Source organism: Bradyrhizobium sp. USDA 4011, assembly GCF_054063415.1.
The window spans coordinates 6,880,683-6,895,413 of the sequence record NZ_JBSSGG010000001.1; the positions used below are offsets into that span (position 1 = coordinate 6,880,683).

12 protein-coding genes and 1 pseudogene are annotated in these 14,731 nt (G+C 64.2%); 8 read left to right on the forward strand and 5 right to left on the reverse strand.

The annotated features are described in order from the left end of the window. The first annotated feature begins 110 nt into the window (after positions 1-110). The 4 genes from ACVW1C_RS32410 to ACVW1C_RS32425 all read left to right on the forward strand — a co-directional run bounded on the left by ACVW1C_RS32410 (position 111) and on the right by ACVW1C_RS32425 (position 5,960). On the forward strand, positions 111-821 hold the full coding sequence (locus ACVW1C_RS32410) for a hypothetical protein (RefSeq protein WP_456761737.1): 711 nt from the start codon (positions 111-113) through the stop codon (positions 819-821). A 41-nt stretch (positions 822-862) separates the two neighbouring features. Further along, positions 863-1,135, forward strand: a complete 273-nt coding sequence (locus ACVW1C_RS32415; protein ID WP_456761738.1) for a DUF3551 domain-containing protein — start codon at positions 863-865, stop codon at positions 1,133-1,135. Between the two features lie 74 nt (positions 1,136-1,209). Beyond that, the gene (locus ACVW1C_RS32420) at positions 1,210-1,479 is read left to right on the forward strand and encodes a DUF3551 domain-containing protein (RefSeq protein ID WP_456761739.1); all 270 of its coding nucleotides are present in this window, start codon (positions 1,210-1,212) and stop codon (positions 1,477-1,479) included. A 386-nt stretch (positions 1,480-1,865) separates the two neighbouring features. Further along, positions 1,866-5,960, forward strand: coding sequence for a C2 family cysteine protease (locus ACVW1C_RS32425; RefSeq protein WP_456761740.1), 4,095 nt, complete (start codon positions 1,866-1,868; stop codon positions 5,958-5,960). A 33-nt stretch (positions 5,961-5,993) separates the two neighbouring features. Here ACVW1C_RS32425 and ACVW1C_RS32430 read toward each other — a convergent pair whose 3' ends face one another. Continuing rightward, positions 5,994-6,998 (reverse strand): ketopantoate reductase family protein, encoded by a 1,005-nt coding sequence (locus ACVW1C_RS32430; protein WP_456761741.1) that lies wholly within the window; start codon positions 6,996-6,998, stop codon positions 5,994-5,996. Positions 6,999-7,122: 124 nt separating this feature from the next. Here ACVW1C_RS32430 and ACVW1C_RS32435 point away from each other — a divergent pair, with 124 nt between their 5' ends. Next, positions 7,123-7,938 (forward strand): ABC transporter ATP-binding protein, encoded by an 816-nt coding sequence (locus tag ACVW1C_RS32435; RefSeq protein WP_456761742.1) that lies wholly within the window; start codon positions 7,123-7,125, stop codon positions 7,936-7,938. Beyond that, positions 7,938-8,723, forward strand: a complete 786-nt coding sequence (locus ACVW1C_RS32440) for an ABC transporter permease (protein ID WP_456761743.1) — start codon at positions 7,938-7,940, stop codon at positions 8,721-8,723. The genes ACVW1C_RS32435 and ACVW1C_RS32440 overlap by 1 nt, the downstream gene beginning before the upstream one ends. Before the next feature lie 39 nt (positions 8,724-8,762). Here ACVW1C_RS32440 and ACVW1C_RS32445 read toward each other — a convergent pair whose 3' ends face one another. Both ACVW1C_RS32445 and ACVW1C_RS32450 read right to left on the reverse strand, forming a co-directional pair. Continuing rightward, entirely contained in the window at positions 8,763-9,635 is an 873-nt protein-coding gene (locus ACVW1C_RS32445) for a phosphatase PAP2 family protein (RefSeq protein ID WP_456761744.1), read from the reverse strand. A gap of 277 nt (positions 9,636-9,912) precedes the next feature. Next, the gene (locus tag ACVW1C_RS32450) at positions 9,913-10,761 is read right to left on the reverse strand and encodes a helix-turn-helix transcriptional regulator (RefSeq protein WP_456761745.1); all 849 of its coding nucleotides are present in this window, start codon (positions 10,759-10,761) and stop codon (positions 9,913-9,915) included. Between the two features lie 91 nt (positions 10,762-10,852). On the opposite strand from ACVW1C_RS32450, the gene ACVW1C_RS32455 reads away from it, so the two are divergent. Next, positions 10,853-11,764: an SDR family oxidoreductase gene (locus ACVW1C_RS32455; protein ID WP_456761746.1), complete on the forward strand. Its 912-nt coding sequence runs from the start codon at positions 10,853-10,855 to the stop codon at positions 11,762-11,764. Positions 11,765-11,818: 54 nt separating this feature from the next. Here ACVW1C_RS32455 and ACVW1C_RS32460 read toward each other — a convergent pair whose 3' ends face one another. Both ACVW1C_RS32460 and ACVW1C_RS32465 read right to left on the reverse strand, forming a co-directional pair. After that, entirely contained in the window at positions 11,819-13,144 is a 1,326-nt protein-coding gene (locus ACVW1C_RS32460) for a 4Fe-4S binding protein (RefSeq protein WP_456761747.1), read from the reverse strand. Between the two features lie 222 nt (positions 13,145-13,366). Further along, positions 13,367-13,585: pseudogene (locus ACVW1C_RS32465) on the reverse strand (cupin domain-containing protein); the annotation flags it as partial. 87 nt (positions 13,586-13,672) lie between these two features. On the opposite strand from ACVW1C_RS32465, the gene ACVW1C_RS32470 reads away from it, so the two are divergent. After that, positions 13,673-14,698: an ABC transporter substrate-binding protein gene (locus tag ACVW1C_RS32470; RefSeq protein ID WP_456761748.1), complete on the forward strand. Its 1,026-nt coding sequence runs from the start codon at positions 13,673-13,675 to the stop codon at positions 14,696-14,698. The last annotated feature ends 33 nt before the right edge of the window (positions 14,699-14,731 follow it).

Sequence of the window (14,731 nt, forward strand, 5' to 3'; positions counted from 1 at the left end):
GGCGCGGCCTTTCAGCACGGCTCGCCTGCATTCCCCGGTCGTTTGCGGGACGTCCACATTTCGGCCTGCTTCATCGTTGCACAGTCCGCGCAAATCGGCGACCTTGCGCCATGGACCTCTCCATCGACCGTGTTCTCGATCATTCCAGCATGATCCCCCGTTTCGCTCAATTGATTGCGATTGCTATCGTGTGCTGGCCTGCGCTCGCCGTTGCCGCCGGCCCGGTCTACGACGTCGACCTGTATGCGTTGATGTCCGGCACCTGCCGCAATGTCACGGTCGCCGGCCGCAGCTATACCTGCAAGGCGGTGGCCTACTTCCACACCCTGCGCGGCCGTTCCGAATTCACCGTCGTGCTCGACGATCCCGCCGACAAGAGCCACATCGTCTCGTTCTCCGGCGAGAGCACCGAGCGCACCCAGGACAATCTGTTCGAGCTCGCGGTCGACCGCATGTTGCTGAAGTCGAGCGACCGTCCGCGTGTCGATGGTCTGCCGGTGCCGCTGGTCGAGATGTCGACGGGCTCCTGCCGCCAGGTCGGAAGCTTCATCACGCGGCAGGTGTCGACCATCACCTGCGCCGCCACCGACCAGAACGGCAAGCGGTACGAGCTGAGCTTCGAGTCGGATGGCTCGCCGATGACCTTGCGCCGGCTGCGGCAATCGACGCTGCCGTCGGAACGGCAACGGGCACGCCAGATCGCGCAGCTCGAATGCCGCCTCAAGGCGCGGGCCGCGCAGGTTCTGCCGCGGGACACCACGGCCTTCATGATCCGTTGTCTTGGTGAGGACGACGGCAAGCCGGCCGGCGAGCAGCGATAGCCGCGCGCCCGGCGTTCCGGAGCGAGCTTGAGGAGAATTCGATGCGCCTGACATTCACCATCATCGCCGCCATCGGCGTCGGCATCGCCGGGCCCGCCGCCGCGCAAATGTACGATCCGAATTATCCGGTCTGCATGGAAGTCTATGGCGGCAGGCTGACGCCCGAGTACATCGATTGCAGCTTCACGTCGCTTCCGCAATGCCAGGCAACGGCCTCCGGGCGATCGGCGACATGCTCGGTCAATCCATTCTACAAAGGTCCGAAAAAGCCGCCCAGGGAGCGCGGTCAGCGACCGCGTCAGCCTGTCAACTAGCCCGCCGTCGCGTCGCTGGCGCAGTTGACTAACTCCTGTTGTGGGGAAACCTTCCGAGCGGCAAGGAGAGACCGATGCGCCTGAAACTGCTCGCGATCGCCGCAGCTGCGGTCGCCCTGGCCGGACCTGCCGCCGGGCAGGCCTACGATCCGAACTATCCGGTGTGCATGCACGTCTTTCAGGGCAAGTACGGCGGAAACTACATCGATTGCAGCTTCACCTCGATTCCGCAGTGCCAGGCGTCGGCGTCGGGCCGGGGTGCGATGTGCTCGGAGAATCCGTTTTTCGCGCCACCACAGCCTCCGAAGCGCCGGGCGCACCGCGGACGGCATCGTGCCCACTGATGTGGGAACACCGGGCGGTCGGCCTGCCGTCAGGCCGGCGCGTGCGCACAGGTGAACGGCCGGCCATCGCGCTCCCAGGCCCAGTCGGGCTCCCATTCGGGAGAGACTGGGCGTCGGCGCCCTCGGCGTCGGGGGCTAAGCCCTGCCGCGATCCCGGGTGGTGGACGGCGCATCAGGCAGACGTTAACGAATCTTCACGATCATGTGGGCCGCTTTGGCCGTTGGCAGCGTTCGGCTAGATCGACACGCGTCTCGAATTCGTTCAAAACTATGGCGATAGTTACGCATTCTATTGCTGGATTCGTCGCGACGGGACGCGCGCAACCTCGCCAGGACAGGCCTGGCCGACAGCAATCATATTGCGTCAAGACTTGCGAAGGAATTCCATGACGGCAAGCTGGGTCAATTCACTGGTCGACAGCGGCATCAAGTCCGACATGCTCAACTTTGCCGCGGACGGCGTCTTCACCGACGCTGAAGCCATCCAGTTGCTGGCGGATGTCGCCAATCGCGGGAGTGTCACCGCGAATGAGCTGAACTCGCTGCAGCTGATTGCGGCCAATCTGAACAGCGGCCTCTGCACATCGGATTATGTCTACCATCTCTTCAACCAGCTCGTTGATGGCAATCCAGCGAACGCCACCTGGACAGGGGGCGGCACTGCTCACATCACGCTCGGCAATCTGCAGGTTGGCACGACGTCGACGCAGATGTCTGAACTGATCGGAAAGTGGTTTCAGGGGACCGATCTTCCGGACCCGACTTTGCCGCCCGATGCAGGCGGGAGCGGCTGGACATTGCAGGGCTACAGCGCGGTTACCGGACCGTTGTATTCTTCGACGGGCGCGGCCACCGTCAACGACATCTGTCAGGGAGCAGACGGCGATTGCGAACTGATGTCGGGATTGATCGATGTCGTCGTCTTTCACCCTCAGGTCATGAGCTCCATGATCGTGGACAATGGAAACGGCACCTATGGCGTGCGCTTCTACGTCAATGGTCAGGAGACATGGGAGACCGTCAATGACGAGTTTCCAGTCGTCAGTGGCACCGAACTTGACTATGGCCACAACTATAATGAGCAGCCCACTGCAATGTGGGTTGCCCTGGTGGAGAAGGCCTACGCGCAGCTCAGTGCAACGGGACAGATCGGGCACCCGGCGGTCAACAGCTACAACAACATTTCCGCGGACCCTCCGACAGACGTCCTGGAGAATCTGACCGACGCGACGAGCGTCAACTATTATCTGAGCAGTTCATCCTCCTGGTACAGCAACAAGTCCGTCTATATCGCAGCGCTCTCCAACCACGACGACGTCATCCTCGAGATTCCCTCAACGTCTCCGTACACGCATGACAGTGCCGGAAATATCCAGCTGGTCCCGGACCATGCTTTCGGAGTCGTCGGCTATGACAGCGCGACGGGCAATTTCATCGTTCGCAACCCATGGGGAAACAGCTATCCCGGCCAAAACTGGGATGTACAATTTGAAGTTTCGCTGACACAGATCGCCAGCGAGGGCGGCGACTTCGTCATCGACAATTCCGGCGCCATCGACGTCGCGCCCACGGTGGTCGCGTCAAACATAACCGGCCGCGTGCAAACCTCGATTGCAGCGTCGTCCATGTTCTATACGACGGGCGGTACTCTGCCGATCATCGAATATGCGCTTTGGGACTCCACCGGTAACGGGCACTTCACCGTGGGCGGGGTGGCGCAGGCGAACGGGGTCGAGATCGACGTCGCTGCCTCACAGTGGTCCAGCATTGCCTATCAGTTCGGTCCCGCGAGCGATCAGCTGTGGGTGGAGGCGTTCAATGGCGTGTTCTGGAGCGCCTGGACCGAATTTACGGCAATCCCTGAAGGGCCCGTGCTGACGGCCGCAAACGTGACGGCAACGCACGGCCAGAGCTTTGCCGTCTCCTCGCTGTTCACCTATTACGACCCATTCGGGCTCGCAGCGACCCAATACGATGTCTGGGACAGCGGCACCGGTGGCGGCCACTTCGTTCTGAACGGGGTGGCGCTTGCCGCCAATCAGGACAACTTCATCACGGCCGCGCAGCTGTCGTCATTGACCTATCAATCCGGCTCCGGCGCGGACACGCTCTGGATCCGGGCCAACGACAGCACGGTGTGGGGCCAATGGTCGAACGCTTTCACCGTCACCGCGCCGGTCGATAGCGGTCCCGTTGAGGCGGTGTCCAACATTGTAGCGGCTCATGGCCAGAGCTATGCGGCCTCGTCCTTGTTCACCTACAGCGATCCGTTCAGCAGTCCGGCAACGCAATATGACGTCTGGGACAAGGGAACAGGCGGCGGCCACTTCGTTCTGAACGGGGTGACGCTTGCCGCCAACCTGGACAACTACATCACGCCCGCCCAACTGGCCTCGCTGAGCTATCAATCGGGCTCTGGCATCGACACGCTCTGGATCCGCGCCAATGACGGCACCGTGTGGGGCGCGTGGTCGAGCCCCTTCACCATCAATGCGCCGGTTGACAGCGGGCCCGTCGAGACGGTGTCGAACATCGTCGCGACCCACGGCCAGAGCTATGCGGCCTCGTCGCTGTTCACCTACAGCGATCCGTTCAACAGCCCCGCGACCCAATATGACGTTTGGGATAGCGGCACCGTCGGCGGGCACTTCCTCCTGAACGGCACGGCGCTGCCCGCCAACCAGGACAATTACATCACGGCCGCCCAGCTGACGTCGCTGACCTATCAATCCGGCTCCGGCATCGACACGCTCTGGATCCGGGCCAATGACGGCACGGTATGGGGCACGTGGTCGAGCGCCTTCACCGTCAATGCTCCCCTCGACAGCGGACCCGTTGAGGCGGTGTCGAACATCGTCGCACCCCACGGCCAGAGCTATGCGGCCTCGTCGCTGTTCACCTACAGCGATCCGTTCAACAGTGCTGCGACCCAATATGACGTCTGGGACACGGGCACCGTCGGCGGGCACTTCCGCCTGAACGGCGTGGCACTGCCCGCCAATCAGGACAATTACATCACGGCCGCGCAGCTGTCGTCATTGACCTATCAATCCGGCTCGGGGACCGACACGCTCTGGATCCGGGCCAATGACGGCACGCTGTGGGGAGCATGGTCGAGCGCCTTCACCGTCAATGCTCCCCTCGACAGCGGGCCCGTTGAAGCGGTGTCGAGCATCGTCGCGGCTCACGGTCAGAGCTATGCAGTCTCGTCGCTGTTCACCTACAGCGATCCGTTCAACAGCGCAGCGACCCAATATGACGTCTGGGACACGGGCACCGTCGGCGGCCACTTCCTCCTGAACGGCGTGGCGCTGCCCGCCAACCAGGACAATTACATCACGGCCGCCCAGCTGGCGTCGCTGAGCTATCAATCCGGCTCCGGCATCGACACGCTCTGGATCCGCGCCAATGACGGCACGGTGTGGGGCGCGTGGTCGAGCGCGTTCACCGTCAATGCTCCCCTCGACAGCGGACCCGTTGAGGCGGTGTCGAACATCGTCGCGTCCCACGGCCAGCGCTATGCGGCCTCGTCGCTGTTCACCTACAGCGATCCGTTCAACAGCCCCGCGACCCAATATGACGTCTGGGACACGGGCACAGGTGGCGGGCACTTTGCTTTGAGTGGGGTGGCGCTTGCGCCCAACCAGGACAATTACATCACGGCCGCCCAGCTGGCGTCGCTGAGCTATCAATCGGGCTCGGGCGCGGACACGCTGTGGGTCCGCGCGAACGACGGCACCGTCTGGGGATCATGGTCAAGCGCTTTCACGGTGACTGCGCCGGTGGACACGGGTCCGGTGGTGACCCCGAGCAATTCGAGCACGCTGTCCGTGCAGGGCCAGACATTCTCGGTGTCCTCGCTCTTCACCTATTCGGATTCGTTCGGCAGTTCCGCGACATCATATGATGTCTGGAATAGCGGAGGCGGCAACGGCTACTTCACGCTGAACGGTGTTGCGCTCGGAGCAAAGCAGGACAACGTCGTCGCGGCCTCGCAGCTCTCCCAGCTTGCGTATCACGTCGGGTCGGACACGGACACGCTCTGGATCAAGGCCAATGACGGGACCGTCTGGGGTGCCTGGTCCAGCGCCTTCACGATCAGCGATCCCTCGATCATTCCAGCCGGACAGACCCTCGAGCTTGCGTCGGCGAGCTCGGCGCAAATCTCCTTTGCATCAAGCTCCGGGATATTGAAGCTCGACGACCCCACAGGCTTCTCCGGCACCGTCGCCGGCATGACGGGAGCCGACGCGATCGATTTCGCCAATATCGATTTTGCGGCTGGGCAAACCGTGGGCTTTGCCGGCAACGCCGCAGGCGGATCGATCACCGTCTCGGACGGCGTCCACGCCGCCAGCATCGCCTTGCTCGGAAACTACATGGCATCCACCTTCGTCGCCGCGAGCGATGGGCATGGCGGCACGGCCATCACGGTGCATCCGGATCAGGTCGCCACGCTTGCCCCGCCGCAACATGCCTGAGCGGGGCCGCTGCTCCAACGCGCGACCGCCTGCTTACGACGGCGTACCCATCGCGTAGGGCTTCAGCACGGCATAGAGGAAGTCGTGCGTCGGGGTCGGCACGCCGAGCTTGCGGCCGAGCTCGACCACCTTGCCGTTCAGCCAGGGCAGTTCGAGCCGATTTCCGCGTTCGAGATCGAGCGCCATCGAGGCCTTCATCGCCGGCGGCGCGTGGCCGATGAAGTCGAGCACTTTCGCCAGCGGGTCCGGCGGCAGCTTGATGCCGATGGCGTGCGCGACGGCGATGGTCTCCTCGCAGGCCGACACGAACAACGGGCGCAGGTCGGGATCGTCGCGCAGCCTGCCGATCGGCTGGCGCGTGACCGCGGTCATGCCGGCATTGGTAGCGAGGCCAACGAACTTCATCCACAGCTCGGTGTTGATCTGCTCGCTCAGCGTGGCGTCGAAGCCGGCCTTCAGGCAGAGCGCGAGCAGCGCCTTGCCGCGCGGCGTGATGCGGCCGTCGAGCTCGCCGAAGATCATGCGCATGAAGGTGCCGACCTGGTTGATCACGCCGGGCTTGATGATCGAGGCAGAGATCTGCGCTACGCCGCCCATCACGGCATCGCGGCCCAGGATCGGGATCAGCCGGTCGGGCGCGTCGATGCCGTTCTGCAGCGGGATCACCGCGGTGTCGGGAGCGACCAACGGCTTGATGTGCTCGCCGGCGCTCTCGACGTCCCACAGCTTGACGCAGAACAGCACGATATCGACCGGGCCGACGCTTGCGGGGTCGTCGGTCGCCTGGGTCGGGACCAGATGGGTTTCGCCGCGGCCGCCCTGAACCTTCAGACCTTCGCTGCGCATGGCGGCGAGGTGCGCGCCGCGCGCGATAAAGGTGACGTCGGCGCCGGCATGCGCCAGTGCCGCGCCAAAGCCGCCGCCGACGCCTCCGGCGCCGACCACTGCGATCCGCATGATTGTCTCCTTGTCCACGGTCTTGGCGGCAGCCTCGACGAAGTCGGTGCGATGCGCAACCCCGTTCGCGCAGTGTGCCACCCGGCCTCTTTGAAAATCGCGTGACCGCGGTCCCCCAGCACGCATCCTGCGTCATCTCCTGCGTTGAACTTGCCCGAGCGAACCGCTAAGCCATGCGCCTGATGTTCGGGAGGAATGCGTGGCGATGACGGAGCCGACGGCGGTCGCGCTTGACAGTGCGACGGTGGCGTTTCGGTTGGCGGATGGACGGGTCTATACCGCGGTCGAGCAGGCCAATCTTTCGGTCGCGCACGGCGAGTTCGTCGCCATTGTCGGCCCGACCGGATGCGGAAAGTCGACACTGCTCAATGTCACCGCGGGGCTGTTGAAACCGGCCGCCGGGGCGGCGCGGATTTTCGACAAGCCGCTCAGTGGCCTCAACCGCGACGCCGGCTATCTGTTCCAGGCGGATGCGCTGTTCCCATGGAAGACCGTGATCGACAATGTCGTGATCGGGCTCGAGATCCGGGGCACGCCGCGCGCTGATGCGCTCGCCCGTGCGCAGAAATGGCTGACCTCGGTCGGGCTCGGCGCCTTCGCCGGCCGCTATCCGCACATGCTGTCGGGCGGCCAGCGCAAGCGCGTCGCGCTCGCGCAGGTCCTGATCCGCGATCCGAAGATCCTGCTGATGGACGAGCCGTTCGGCCCGCTCGACGCCCAGACCCGGCAGATCATGGGCAATCTGCTGCTGGAATTGTGGACCGCCGACCGCAAGGCGGTGCTGTTCGTCACCCACGATCTCGAGGAGGCGATCGCGCTTGCCGACCGCGTCGTAATCATGTCGGCCGGGCCCAGCGCGCGCATCATCGGCGACTGGCGCATCACGCTGCCGCGGCCGCGCGATATCGCCGAAATCCGGATGGAGAAGGATTTCCATGCCCTGCACCGCGAGATCTGGGGCGTGCTGAAGGACGAGGTGATGAAGGGCTATGTGCAGTCGACGCAGGCGGGAGCCGCCTGATGTCACGCTTGACGTTGCTATCCCTGCAGGTTCTGGTCGCGGTCGTCACACTGGCCTTGTGGCAGTTCTTTGCCACCGTGCCGGTTTTCGGCAAGGTGCTGCTGCCGCCGTTCTTCTTCTCCAATCCGGTCGACGTCTTCAGCCAAATTGTAAAATGGTTCGCGACCGGGGTGATCTGGAAGCATCTTGCGATCACCTTGTGGGAATCCATCCTCGCCTTCGTGATCGGTTCGGCCGGCGGCATCCTGGTCGGCTTCTGGTTCGCGCGGCAGCCGCGCGTCGCCGCCGTGTTCGACCCCTATGTGAAGATGGTCAACGCGCTGCCGCGCGTGGTGCTGGCGCCGATCTTCGCGCTGTGGTTCGGGCTCGGCGTCTGGTCCAAGGTCGCGCTTGGCGTGACGCTGGTGTTCTTCATCGTATTCTTCAACGTCTACCAGGGCGTCAAGGAAGTGCCGACCACGGTGCTCGACAACGGCCGCATGCTCGGCATGAACGAGCGGCAGCTGATGCGCCACGTCTATTGGCCCTCGGCGCTGTCGTGGATGTTCTCCTCGCTGCACACCTCGGTCGGCTTTGCCGTGGTCGGCGCGGTGGTCGGCGAATATCTCGGCTCCGCGGCCGGCCTCGGCTATCTGATCCAGCAGGCCGAGGGCGTGTTCGACGTCGCCGGCGTGTTCGCCGGCATGTTCGTGCTGTCGGCCTTCGTCATCCTGATCGACATGGCGGTGACTGTCGTGGAGAAGCGGCTGCTGGTCTGGCGGCCGACGGCGGCGGCACGGGACTAGGAGATCCGCGGACGCAAGCTGGTGCCACCGGATCAGGCTTCAGCGGCGGCGCTGATCAGCCCGGACATATTCGATCTGGTAGGATGGCGAGGCGGCCCGGCGCGCGAACAATGTCCGCCATGACATCCGGCGCAGGCCGATAAGGCACGGGACGAGGGCCGCACCTGCGATCACATCGATGAAATAATGGCCGCCGATGGTGGGTGTCGAGGCGATCACCAGCAGGTTCAGGACGAGGAACGCAGGAAACAGCAGCCTCACGCCTCTGCTGGCGTAGATCAGGATGACGGCCAGCGACGTATGGAAGGATGGAAAGGTGATCAGACCGTTCACCTCCGCCAGTGGGATGCGCGTCATCTGACCGGCGCGAAGCGCGTTGAAATCGGCCAGATGATAGGCGTCGGCGCGGGCGACGACGTCAAACTGAACCCAGGCGCTGGCGGCAGGGAAGATCCACGCGATCGGAATCGCAACCAGCAGCGCCGTCATAAAGAGCCAGACGAACTCGCGCATCTGTTCGAACCGGTCGCACGCACTCAGCGACACCAGCAGCACCGCGGTCTGCGCCAGGCAGCTATCGTATGCGGTATCGAGGATGCACTTGATCCCGGGGCGCGCGTCGACCCAATCGAAATAAGCCGGCCAGTCCAGATACAGCGCGGCGTCGATCGCGGCGAGCTGGCGATCGATCAATGGGAAATTCGAGGTGACCGTCAGGTAGCTCAACACCGCGGCGACCGCCGTGAAGGCGATCAGTTGTGCGCATGCGATGGCGAGTTCGGCGATGCGTCGATCGGGCCTGAACCGGACGTAGACCAGTGCGAGCGACGCAACGATCACGAACATGACCGCCTTGGCAGGGGCGAGGGCGACCGACATTCCGGACGTGCGGAGCCACACCAGGTCGATCACGGCGATGATGGCGATGACAAGCCACAAGGCCCGTGTCTCGATGACTTGATTGGTCATACCTTCTTACCTCGCACTGCGACAGCTGCATCGCATTCGCGCCTTAAAGTTGCATACCCTCATTCATTAAAAATGCAGTGAATGCCGCGCGCGTCGCGTTCGGCGATGCCATCGTCGGTATTCGGCGCCGGGATGATCTGGTAAAGGGCGGCCAAGCGATGGTTAACGGTTCTTGGTTGCGCGAAAAGGTCGCATGAGACCTTGCGAAAGGCGGCGACGATTATGCTCGTTGATCTGTCGGCGCCGCGTTCATCAGGCCGCGGATCTTCTCCTTCACCTCGGGGTCGACAGGATTGTAGACGATCATGCTGAGGTCGGATCGGCCATCGACTGCGAACGCCGAATATTCGAACTTGATCGGGCCCAGGATCGGATGCCGGAGCTGCTTGATGCCCTCGCCATGGGCGCGCACGTCGTTATCGCGCCACAGCGCCGCGAATTCCGGGCTCAGCCGGCAGAGCTCGTCGACAAAGGGCTGCACCTCGGCGGCAGCTCCCGCGCGCATCGCGTCCACCCTGAAGGCGCCAACGACGAAGCGGGCCACGCTTGCCCAGTCGTGTTGCGCGGCGCGGACGCGCGGATCGAGGAACAAGAAGCGCAGCACGTTGCGCGCGCGCGGCGGCAGCGATCCGTAGTCCGTCAGCATCACGGTCGCCGCCCGGTTCCAGGCGACGATGTCCCATGTCGCGGTCCTGATCACGGCGGGGCTCGGCAGCAACGCGTCGAGCACGCGCTGCAGCCGCGGCGTGACGCCTTCATTCTTCTGGTAGCGCACCTCGGGCGTGCGGCCGAGGCCGAGCAGGAACAGATGCTCGCGCTCGACCTCCGTCAGCATCAGTGCCCGCGCGATGCGGTCGAGCACATCGGCTGACGGAGCGCCGCCGCGGCCCTGTTCGAGCCAGGTGTACCAGGTCGCCGAGATGTTGGCGCGCTGCGCCACTTCCTCGCGGCGCAGGCCCGGCGTGCGTCGCCGCTCCGGCGGAAAGCCGAACGTCGCCGGATCGAGCTTGCCGCGGCGGTCCTTCAGATAGGCGCCGAGCAGGTTCTCATGCGTGAGCGGTTCGCTCATCCTGTTAGCCATTATACCATGATAAAGTCACTACTTTACCACGATAGCCGGGCCGCCCAGATTTGTCGCCAGCAAAACCTGGAGATTGCTGATGCGTGTGTTTGTCACTGGAGCTACCGGCTGGGTCGGCTCGGCCGTCGTGAATGATCTGATTGCCGCCGGTCATCGGGTGCTCGGCATGACCCGCTCCGACAAGGGCGCGGCAGCGCTCGCCGCCGCCGGCGCCGAGGTTCACTACGGAACGTTGGAAGATCTCGACAGCCTGAAGAGCGGCGCCGCGCAGGCGGATGCCGTGATCCACTGCGCCTTCAACCACGACTTCTCGAAGTTCGCGCAGAACTGCGCGGACGACCGGCGGGCGATCGAGACGCTCGGTGCCGTGCTCGAAGGCTCGAAGCGTCCGCTGATCACGACATCGGGCGTCGCGCGGGTGGCGCAGGGCCGCGTCGCGACCGAAGAGGATCCGCCGATTCCGGTCTCCGAGGCCTATCCGCGTGCGTCCGAGGCGACGACGATGGCGGTGGCATCGCGCGGCGTGCATGCCGCCGTGGTCCGGCTGCCGCCCTCGGTGCATGGTCATGGCGACCACGGCTTCGTGCCGCGCCTCGTCGCCTTTGCGCGCGAGAAGGGCGCCTCTGTCTATATCGGTGAGGGACAGAATCGCTGGCCTGGCGTGCATCGGCTGGATGCGGCCCGTGTTTACCGGCTCGCGCTCGAGCGCGGCGTCGAAGGCGGCCCGTTCCATGCGGTCGCCGACGAGGGCGTGCCGTTCAAGGCGATCGCCGAGGTCATCGCCCGCCGGCTCGACGTTCCGCTGGTGTCGAAGTCGCCGGAGGAAGCGGCCGAGCATTTCGGCATGTTCAGCCGGTTCGTCGCCTTCGATGTGCCGACCTCGAGCGCGCGCACGCGCGCGCGGCTCGACTGGCAGCCGCAGCAGCCCGGTTTGCTCGCCGACATCGATCACCCCGCTTATTTCGCGGAGCAAAATGCAAGGGTGAGGTAAGGGTGGGGTGGCAGGAGGCGTAATCCAAAGTTGGTGGTTACCGTCCTCCGCCGCTCAGAGCGGGAAGCAGCGCATGTAGGCCGCGAAAAGCTTCTCATCGCTGTAGCTCACCAGCTCCGAGGCAATCGCGTCGGCCAGTTCGAGGTCGCGGTTCTGGATGCGCAGCCATGCCTGGGTATCGGCGGTGATGCTCAACGCCGCCTCTCCCACGTGCCGCCCCGGCACCACCTGCAGATCCTTGCCCTTGATCACGACTGTCATGTCCAGCGCGCTTGCCCCGGTGAAGCGCAGATGCGTCACGAAATCCAGACCGCGCGCCCTGCCGCGTTGAAATCCGAGCGAGAGCGAGAAGATGTAGGCCTGGATGCTGCCGGTATGGCGGCCGGACGTGACATGCTGGACCTTCTTGTGCGGAAAGCGCCGCGTCACCGTGTCCTCGGCGTCGGTATCCGGGATCACGTAGACGAACTCGTCCTTGTCGATCAGCGGCTGCACCACCTCGGCGAAATGCGCGTCCCGATCATGCAGGAAGGGGCCGATCACGTCTTCGCCGGCCGGACAGGCCGAGATGCAATAGGCCGCCTTGTAGCCCGGCTTGAACGACAGCGATTGCCAGATGTTCAGCGTCTCGGTGCGGGGGACGCGGGCGCGATAATCCTTGGCGTCCTTGGAATCCGCGACTTTCTCCACCCACTGAGTGAAGTTGCCGAGGAAGTCGTGATAATTGTGGGTGTGGCAGGACAGGAAATCGAAGCCGCCGTCCGGCTTGATGGCGCCGACCGGGCAGGCGGCGACGCACAGCTTGCACTCCAGGCAGGGATTATAGTCGATCGGCTGGTCATAGGCGTCCACCTCGCATCCGAGCAGGACGGTGCCGAGCAGGACGAAGCTGCCGAATTTCGGGTGGATGACGCTGCGGTGGATTCCCATCCGCCCGAGGCCTGCTTCCACCGCGATCGGCTTGTGCTGGACCATCATGATCCGGGGCAGGTCCATCTCCATCGGGAAGGCGGCGACCGAATTGCAGGCCGGGATACCGTGCGCGTCGAGCGCGCGAACGATGGCACGCGCGGTTTCGTTGACGTGATCGTAGGTGCCGTGGAATTCCTCGTTGGCGACCGAGCGCGACGGCGAGCGCACCGGCTCGCGGTTCATGTGGCAGGCGATCGCGAGCAGCGAACGCGTCCGCCCATAAACCTTGCGGATGAAGTCGCGCTGCGGCGCGATGGCGGCGCGCTCGAACTCGATGATGCCGACGTCATCGGCGCCGCACTCGCGCGCGATCCGCTTGAGCAGTTCCGAAGAGACCGGGGCGTCGTGAACGGGCTGGCTGCTGCGCGCGCGCGCCGCCTTGACCGTGGGGTGATCGTCCAGGCTCATCGAGCTGCCTCTATTAAATTACGATCATCATATTATGGAGCGGGCGGGCGCGAGGCAAGCGAATTATCTGTCAATCGTCATGTAATGGAACCGGCTCCTGGGGCGCACTCGGCGCAACGTCGTCATTGCGAGAAGCGAAGCTACGGAGCAATCCATCGGTCCGCACATGCCGAGAGATGGATTGCTTCGCTCCGCTCGCAATGACGGGGGAGGAAGCCGTCGTCAATCCAGCAGCTTGGTATCATCCGGCGCCTGCGGCGGCGTCTTGATCGCGATTGCCTTGATGGCGCGGCCGTTCGGCTTGGTGCCGCCATGCGGCGTGCCCTTCGGAATCACGATCAAATCGCCCGGCTTGACCGTCACCTCCTTGTCGCCGAGCCAGACCGTGCCGGTGCCTTCGAGCACGAATTGCATCTCGTTGGTGTTGGGGTGCATGCCGTGGCCGCAGGCTTGACCAGTAACCGGAAAGTCGCCTTCTCAAGGCAGGCCCGCTCCTCTATCTTGCCGGCCAGTCGAACGGAGGACGTCATGAACAAACTGCTGGGCAAGCTTGCCGGAACGCTGCTGGCGCTGACCCTGTCCACGGGCCTTGCCGCGGCGCAAAGCAAGATCACCATCGCGGTCGGGGGCGGCGCCTGCCTGTGCTATCTGCCCACCGTGCTGGCCAAGCAGCTTGGCGAATACGAGAAGGCCGGGCTTGCGGTCGAACTGGTCGATCTCAAGGGCGGCTCGGATGCACTCAGGGCCGTGCTCGGCGGCAGCGCCGACGTCGTCTCCGGCTACTTCGACCACTGCGTCAATCTCGCGGCCAAGAAGCAGGAACTGCAGGCCTTCGTGGTCTATGACCGCTATCCCGGCCTCGTGCTGGTGGTGTCGCCCAAGCACACCGGCGAGATCAACTCGGTCAAGGATCTCGCCGGCAAGAAGGTCGGCGTCAGCGCGCCGGGGTCCTCGACCGACTTCTTCCTGAAATACATGCTGAAGAAGAATGGCCTTGATCCGGCCGGGACCGCCGTGATCGGCGTCGGCCTCGGCGCCACCGCGGTCGCGGCGATGGAGCAGGGCCAGATCGATGCCGCCGTGATGCTCGATCCCGCCGTCACCGTGCTGCAGGGCAGCCATTCCGATCTCAAGATCCTGAGCGACACCCGTACCCCGCACGACACGCTTGCGGTGTTCGGCGGCGAATATCCCGGTGGCGCGCTCTATTCGACCACGGCCTGGGTCAACGGCCACGAGAAGGAGGTGCAGGCGCTGACCAATGCCATCATGGCGACGCTGGCCTGGATCCATTCGCACACCGCCGAAGACATCATGGCCAAGATGCCGGACGAGATCGTCGGAAAGGACAGGGCGCAGTATCTCGCAGCGTTGAAGAACACGATCCCGATGTATTCGGAGACCGGCAAGATGGATCCCAAGGGCGCGGAGGCGGTGCTCGCCGTGTTCAGTGAAGGTTCACCCGAAGTGGCGAAGGCCGGCATCGACGTCACCAAGACCTACACCAACAAATATGTCGATCAGGTCAAGAAGACGACCGGAAGCGCGAAGTAATTTGCGCGGAGATCATGCCGAAATGAGTTTGCG

Coding starts and splice junctions, on each gene's coding strand:
- ACVW1C_RS32460 (WP_456761747.1), bottom strand. CDS start 13,144: ATGAGCCTGGACGATCACCCCACGGTCAAGGCGGCGCGCGCGCGCAGC.
- ACVW1C_RS32450 (WP_456761745.1), bottom strand. CDS start 10,761: ATGAGCGAACCGCTCACGCATGAGAACCTGCTCGGCGCCTATCTGAAG.
- ACVW1C_RS32420 (WP_456761739.1), top strand. CDS start 1,210: ATGCGCCTGAAACTGCTCGCGATCGCCGCAGCTGCGGTCGCCCTGGCC.
- ACVW1C_RS32440 (WP_456761743.1), top strand. CDS start 7,938: ATGTCACGCTTGACGTTGCTATCCCTGCAGGTTCTGGTCGCGGTCGTC.
- ACVW1C_RS32410 (WP_456761737.1), top strand. CDS start 111: ATGGACCTCTCCATCGACCGTGTTCTCGATCATTCCAGCATGATCCCC.
- ACVW1C_RS32435 (WP_456761742.1), top strand. CDS start 7,123: ATGACGGAGCCGACGGCGGTCGCGCTTGACAGTGCGACGGTGGCGTTT.
- ACVW1C_RS32455 (WP_456761746.1), top strand. CDS start 10,853: ATGCGTGTGTTTGTCACTGGAGCTACCGGCTGGGTCGGCTCGGCCGTC.
- ACVW1C_RS32425 (WP_456761740.1), top strand. CDS start 1,866: ATGACGGCAAGCTGGGTCAATTCACTGGTCGACAGCGGCATCAAGTCC.
- ACVW1C_RS32470 (WP_456761748.1), top strand. CDS start 13,673: ATGAACAAACTGCTGGGCAAGCTTGCCGGAACGCTGCTGGCGCTGACC.
- ACVW1C_RS32415 (WP_456761738.1), top strand. CDS start 863: ATGCGCCTGACATTCACCATCATCGCCGCCATCGGCGTCGGCATCGCC.